Source organism: Rhodopirellula maiorica SM1 (assembly GCF_000346295.1).
Lineage (GTDB): Bacteria > Planctomycetota > Planctomycetia > Pirellulales > Pirellulaceae > Novipirellula > Novipirellula maiorica.
Map to the genome: position 1 here is coordinate 1 of NZ_ANOG01000750.1, position 6972 is coordinate 6972.

Annotated in this window: 1 protein-coding gene; it reads left to right on the forward strand. The window is 57.9% G+C overall.

Annotated elements, in window-relative coordinates:
* Positions 1–6 precede the first annotated feature (6 nt).
* Positions 7–6954: a calcium-binding protein gene (locus RMSM_RS24455; protein WP_008702856.1), complete on the forward strand. Its 6948-nt coding sequence runs from the start codon at positions 7–9 to the stop codon at positions 6952–6954.
* The last annotated feature ends 18 nt before the right edge of the window (positions 6955–6972 follow it).

Here is a 6972-nt window from a genome sequence, read left to right on the forward strand (position 1 = left end):
GCGGTCTTGGCTGTCACCGCCAGCGAGATCGAATCGTTCGAGACCGATAGCTATGAATTAGTGCTGACCGCCGCCCCCGACGATGGCTCCGGTTCGGGACGCGTCGAAGTCACCGTGACGCCGGAAATCACCAAGACCACTCGCACCGGTGGCGTTCGTACCGATGCGAAACAGGTCACGATTTACAACCTTGACGGTCTACCCACCGACCGAGTGCGTGTCGATCCAAGCAATCCCGATAACTTGATCGTTTCCTTTGATGAAACGAATTGGGACACTCCGATCCGCATCGGTGTGCGAGCGATCGATGACGCGAAAGTCGACGGTGGCGATACCAAGGTGTTCGCCGACGGTCCCAATACGCTCAGCGAGATCCTCGGACCCGTTGTCGTCGATGGCGCTGGTGGCGAAGGTTCGCTGGTCGGCATCGGTCCCCCAGAAAAATTCCCTTACGAAACCAACGTTAAACAGAAAACCGGCGACGTCGAGTCGGTCGTTGGCTTGGATGTCAATTTGCCGGTGCTGACGTCAGAGCAATTGACGCAGCTAGGATTGGCATCGGATCTTAGTAACGTCAGTGAACTGGTCGGCAAGACGATCGAAGTGGTCGCGACCTATCCGACGACGGACTGGTTGAATGTGTTCCCTGCGGCCACCACCGGCAGCCCGAATGATCCGGTCGTAGGCCAGTTCCGCTTGATCACCGCAGCAACGGTCGTTGGCGGAAAAGTCACACTCAGCCTGAACGAACGTTTTGGTATCGGCGGCGACACCGTAGGTACGATCACGCCTGGGGTGACGTCGGATGTCGAGGTGAAGCTCTCACGCGAACAACAATTGAAGCTGGGGATCGGTAGTGCAAGCGACTTGCTGGGCCGTTATTTGGAAGTCACCGACGCGGATGGCGTGAAAACCGGCGAAGGCGAGATTTTGAGTGCGGTCGACAACGGCAACGACGTGATCACGATCACTGTCGCAGCCGACTTTACCGCGATTGCCGCCGATATCGATGGGTTCTTTATCCGCTCGGATGACTTGATCCAGAGCTATGCGATCACATCGGAAAGTCTGAATTTCTTCGTCAACGAGTCCACCTCGGTCGACTACATGTTCATTCATGACGAAGACAGCCCGGCCGACAGCACCGGCTATCTGACCGATTCACGATTGTGGGGGCTGAATATGGGCCCAGACATCGCGATCGGTGGACGCATGCGTGCCGGCGGAATTACGTACGGGAACTTGGAAGTCTTGCAGGTCGATCTAGGTAGCGGCAACAACGACTTCAACGTGCTCGGGACTCATACCCGCACGGACGATCCCAGCACGGCGGCTGACGAGACCTATCAAACTTGGACATTCGTCAACTCCGGTGACGATGTCTTCTGGCCCGTGACCAATCGCAAAGGCGATGTCGTCAACGTCAATCTGAACGAGCTGGATGATGCCGTAATCCCCAGCGGGACCGTGACCAGCGGTGCGAATCCGTCGGCAACCGAGTTCGCAAAACTGGTTGATACGACGTCGCCGTTTGGCACCGACGACAGCATGATCGGTTTCAAGGTCACGATGACCAACGCCGCCGGTAGCGTGCAAACGCGGACGATCCTGGGCAATACCGTCGATACGCTTTGGTTGGACGGAGTGTGGAGCGAAATTCCGGTTGCCGGCGACAGCTACGCGATCATGAACCCAGCCGATGGTGCCTTCGCAGTCAACACTCAAGACGGTGATGATACGATCGACGCCAGCGGGTCGACGCTCGGCATCGTTGCCTTTGGTGGACTCGGCGATGACCAAATCATTGGCGGCAGCGGTGAAGATATCCTGTTCGGTGACCAAGGACGCGTCGACTTCTTTGGCGACGATGATGGCAACGGCAATCACCCGATCGTCACGCGGTTGGGAACGACGCTAGCGCCGATCAGCGGTACGGTGACCGGCGACTTCGGTAACGACTCGAACCTCGTCGATGGCAACGCGGCATTCCTCGTTTCCGATGGCTTCGATATCGGGTTAGCCGGACTGTACGTCGACATCAACAACGGCACCGGGTTCTTGCAGACCCCGCGATTGATTACCAGCAACGATGGCACTTCGCTGACGATCTCTCCGGACTTTACTGAGACGCTCGATGCCACCAGCGCCTATCGCATCTCGACCTATCCCGAGAACCAAACCGACGGCGTGGTTCGCCAAGCGAATTTGATCCTGACGGTCAACGATGCCGCCGGTGGCAACGATGTGATCAGCGGCGGGCTGGGGGACGACCAAATCTTTGGCGGTGCAGGCGACGATGATCTGTCCGGCCAACAAGGCGACGATATCCTGTTCGGCGATACGGGCGTGATTGATCGCGACCCGCTGACTCCCGTCACAGGCACCGCCGTGGCAAGTCTGGTCAAATCGGTTCGCACCAAATCGCCGTCAATCGGCGGCAGCGACATGATCTCGGGCGACGAAGATAACGACGTCATTTTCGCCGGTTTCGGTACGGATTACGTTAATTTTGATCGCACCGCGACGCCGCTAACCGGCGAAACCGGCAACGATTTGATCGTCGGCGACAACGGCAACGCCGACTTCGATGTGACGGCCGGTGTGTCGATCCTGGTGAAACTGGAAACGAACGAACCGACGCACGGTAGCGACGATTTCATCACGGCGGGCAGTGGCGAAAAGATTATCTTTGGCGGTGCTGGCAATGACACGCTGCTGGCTGGCGGCGACACGCTGCCCGATATCGTGATCGGCGATGAAGGCGTTGCGGTCTTTGATCCCACCACCGGCATTCGCACTCGTATTGAAACGACAACCCCGACGATCGGTGGCGATGACATCATCACGGCCGGTAACGCCTTCAATATCTTGCTGGGCGGTAGCGGTTCGGACCACATCACCGGTGGCGATTTGCAAGACGTCATTCTTGGCGATAACGGCAAAGTCGATTTCACCGCGTTTGATACCGACGCAACAACGCTGGACCAAATTATCACGATCGATCCTACCCTTGGCGATGTCGATACGATTTTCGGTGGCAGCGGCGATGACATCGTGATCGGCGGTACCGCAGGCGACGAGATCCATGGCGGCGATGGTTACGACATTCTGTTTGGCGATCATGCCGAAATCGATTACCGACGCCCCGTCGACCGAAATGTCGTCAGCCGCTTTATTACCGCAGCCGATGGTGGCGGTGATGACCAAATCGATGGCGATGCCGGCGACGACTTTATCTTTGGCGGACAAGCCAATGACACCATCAATGGTGGTACCGGGCAAGACGATATCATCGGCGGCCACAACGTGCCGTTTGGTGCCGATGGCGATGACATCATCGACGGTGGTGACGAAGCCGATGTGATTTTGGGTGACAACGGGATCATCACACGGACGCTGTTGAGTGTCGGATTGGGCACTTGGGAAAACTACCTCGCCCCGTTTGACTCGATCGTGATTCGTGAAGTCCAACCGTTTGACGATCGTGATCAGATCCAAGGCAACGATACGCTACGAGGCGGCGGCGGGATGGACATCCTTCGCGGCCAACGCGGGAACGACGAAATTCACGGCGGTGACGATGATGACGAGATCATCGGCGGTCTGGGAAGCGACACGATCTTTGGTGACGGCGGAAACGATTTCATCCTTGCCGACGCAGGCCAAATCCTTCGCGATTTTAATGACGATGGCACGCCGCAACTGAACAGTGACGGCACATGGCATCGTGACCTGTTGACCGAAGACATTGGTCGTATCACCGATATCATTCCAATTGATCCGACGGGGCTCGAGAATCCGCCCGCCGACTTGGCCGCTCGTTTGCTGGCCGCCGACCGTGTTGTGCTGTCGGGCGTCAATCTGTCGAACGGTTGGAAAAACACCGACGACCTGACTGGCCAATGGCAAACCGTCGCGATCCTGATCGATCTAGTCGATGCCGACGATGACATCGTCGACGGCGGCGATGGCAACGACATCGTGCTGGGCCAACGAGGCGACGATACGCTGCGGGGTGGCAATGACAACGACACGTTGATTGGCGATCACGGCATCAACACCGCGCCGATGGAAACGGATCTGCCGCAAATGATCGACTCGATCCGCTTGATCGGTGTCGATGCGACGGCAAACCAGTTGTCGGGACTCACCGTGGAATTGCCTGGGTTTGGTCAAGTGATTGTGCCCGAGATGGTCGCAGAACCAGGCGACTTGGTGGCTGAGCGTCCTCGATGGGACCGTTTGACCAATGTCAACAAACAACTTGCCGAGATCGCTGAACAAGACGATTTGAAGACCAGCGACGACCTGCTGCTCTCACCTGCGATCTCGATGACGCCGCACTTCATCGGTCACGCTGGTGCACTCGATGGCAACGATTCGCTGTACGGTGATGACGGTGCCGATTTGTTGTTCGGTGACAAGATGATCGTCAGCAGCGACCTGCAAACCGGACTGACTCCGATCAACGAAGCAATCGATCGAGCGACCGGCGCGGTCGCCGGTGTGATGTACGCGTTCGAAGGACTAACGCTAGACCAAAGCGTGGTGAATTTCGAAATCGATCATTTGGTCAACAACGAGCGGCGGATCGAAGTCGGCAACGACCGACTCGAGGGCGGTGAGGGCGACGACACGCTGGTCGGTGATAACGCCACCTACGCGCTGCCGATCACGCGAACGCTATCAGGCAGCGAATCGGTCGTCGTCAAATCGGCTGCTCTGCAGCAGCACTTGGCCGATCTCGAAACGATCGCCGATGACGCTTCGCAATTGGTTTCCACTGCTCATCTAGGCGTGGTCGATCGCATGCTTGCCGATGCGGCGGCCGCGCGTCCCTCGTTGCCTGCGGTCAGCGGGTTTGGCATCGATTTTGTCGAGCATCACGAAATCATCGTCGGCAACGACGTGATTCGTGGCGACGAGGGTAACGATACGATCGTCGGCGGCGATGCAAAAATCGTGGCTCCGTTGATCACCGGAACGACCGCCGATTTCCCGGACACGAAGATCGTCGAAGGACTGACGGCAGATGAAATCGAAGCCGTCGAAACGCAATTGTGGACCGAGGCTCGTGAGCAAGAACGTGAACTTGCCGAGCGACGTGGTTTGCGGCTCGTGAAGATTGACACTGAACTCGCTCGTCGCACTCCGGTTGACCGGATCGCTTACGTTCCGTCACTCGATCGTGACCTCGATAATGACGATATCCAAGGTGACGATGGAGCGGACTTGGTGATCGGTGACTATGGCGTCATCGCCGCTCCGTTGGTTTTGGGCGTACCGACGACCGCGACCGAGTTGCGTGATCTCGATGCTCATGTCGAAGTGGTCTTGGAACAGTATGCCAACGCGGATCGCGACGAAGTGCCACGTAGCTTTGATACTCATTTAGGCCGAGAACGTCACGCCGCGTCAACCACCGACGCGATGGCGCCGGAGTCGCGTCACAATGCCATCGATGGTCGCTGGGAAATCGGCGAAGACGACATTGATGGCAATCTCGGTGATGACACACTGCTGGGTGATAACGCTTCGGTTGTCGCGCCGTTTGTTGTCAACAACCCAGGTCAATCCGTGACCCTGCGACGCGCCGGTTACGTCGTCGCCTACGTCGATGATGCGATGGAAGCGTTTGTCGATAATCCCGAGCTGCAGCGAGTCAATATTTCAATCAGTGCCGATTCCATGACCGGCGGCGATGGTAACGATGTGCTGATGGGCAGTGCCGGCGACGACAATCTCAATGGCGAAGCAGGCGATGACGTCGTCCTTGGTGGCAACGGCAACGACAGCCTCCGGGGTGGTACCGGCAATAACGAGGTTCGTCGCGACGGCGGTGATTATCCACGACTTGATCTCAGCGATGCGATCGGGGTATTCGTTTCCTCGACTCAAACACCGACGACGACCCAGTTGTTGTTGGATGCGGCCAACGGAGCCGACAATTTGGCGGGCTGGGCCGTCGGCGGATCGGGTAGCGGAACCGATGGCGGCGATGGCGAACCCGATGCCCCGGCACCCCCGGTGGCTCGTACCGCATCGTTGACTGGAAAAACCGTTGCCGTCACGGGACAACCGTTGGTGCTTTCCGGAGCGATCACCGATCTGCCGACCGGTGCGACGCCGCGTTTATTGTGGGAAGTCAAAAACGCAGCGGGAGAAACTGTGGCGATTGGTAAGGGAGCCAGTTTTGAATTTCTGCCCGCAATCGCCGGAACGTACACCGCGACTCTGACTGCGACCGATAGCGAGAACGGGTTGGGCACGGCAACGGTTTCGCTCGATGTGCAAGACATTCGCATCGTTGCTGATCCCGATCATCCTGGGAAATCGATTTTGATCTTAGGTGGTAGCCAGCTGAATGATGACATCAAGCTGCAAGACGTTCGCCGCGAACCCAACTCGGTCGAAGTCCGGCACAGTCGTGGTGACGCGTGGACGAGAACCACGTACACCAACATCAGCCGCATCGACGTGTACGGTGGCGAAGGCAGCGATGACCTCTCGGCGGATCGCCAATTGACGATTCCCGTGCGACTGTTTGGCGGTGCCGGCGATGACAAGATCCGCGGTGGTGCCGCAGACGACTTCCTCGACGGCGGTGCCGGCGATGACCGGCTGTATGGTTTCGACGGCGACGATGTGCTCGTCGGTGGCTGGGGAGCCGATCGGCTCGATGGCGGCGATGGCAATGATCTGATGATCACCGAGTTCATGAGGGCTGAGGCTGGAAAGACCGATGCCGATGCGATCCTTGATCGCTGGTCGGGTACGAGTTTATCAGTGGCCGATCGAATGGCGACGTTGATCGGCGATTTGTCGGCAGCAATCGCCAGCGACGGAGCGACCGACAATTCCGATGGCGATTCCGGCCAAGACGCGTTCTTCACCGAGTTAACCGACGACCGCCGCGAGCGTCGCGGCGACAACGACTTGGTGACGCTGTTTTAATGTCGTTGATCGCTCTCT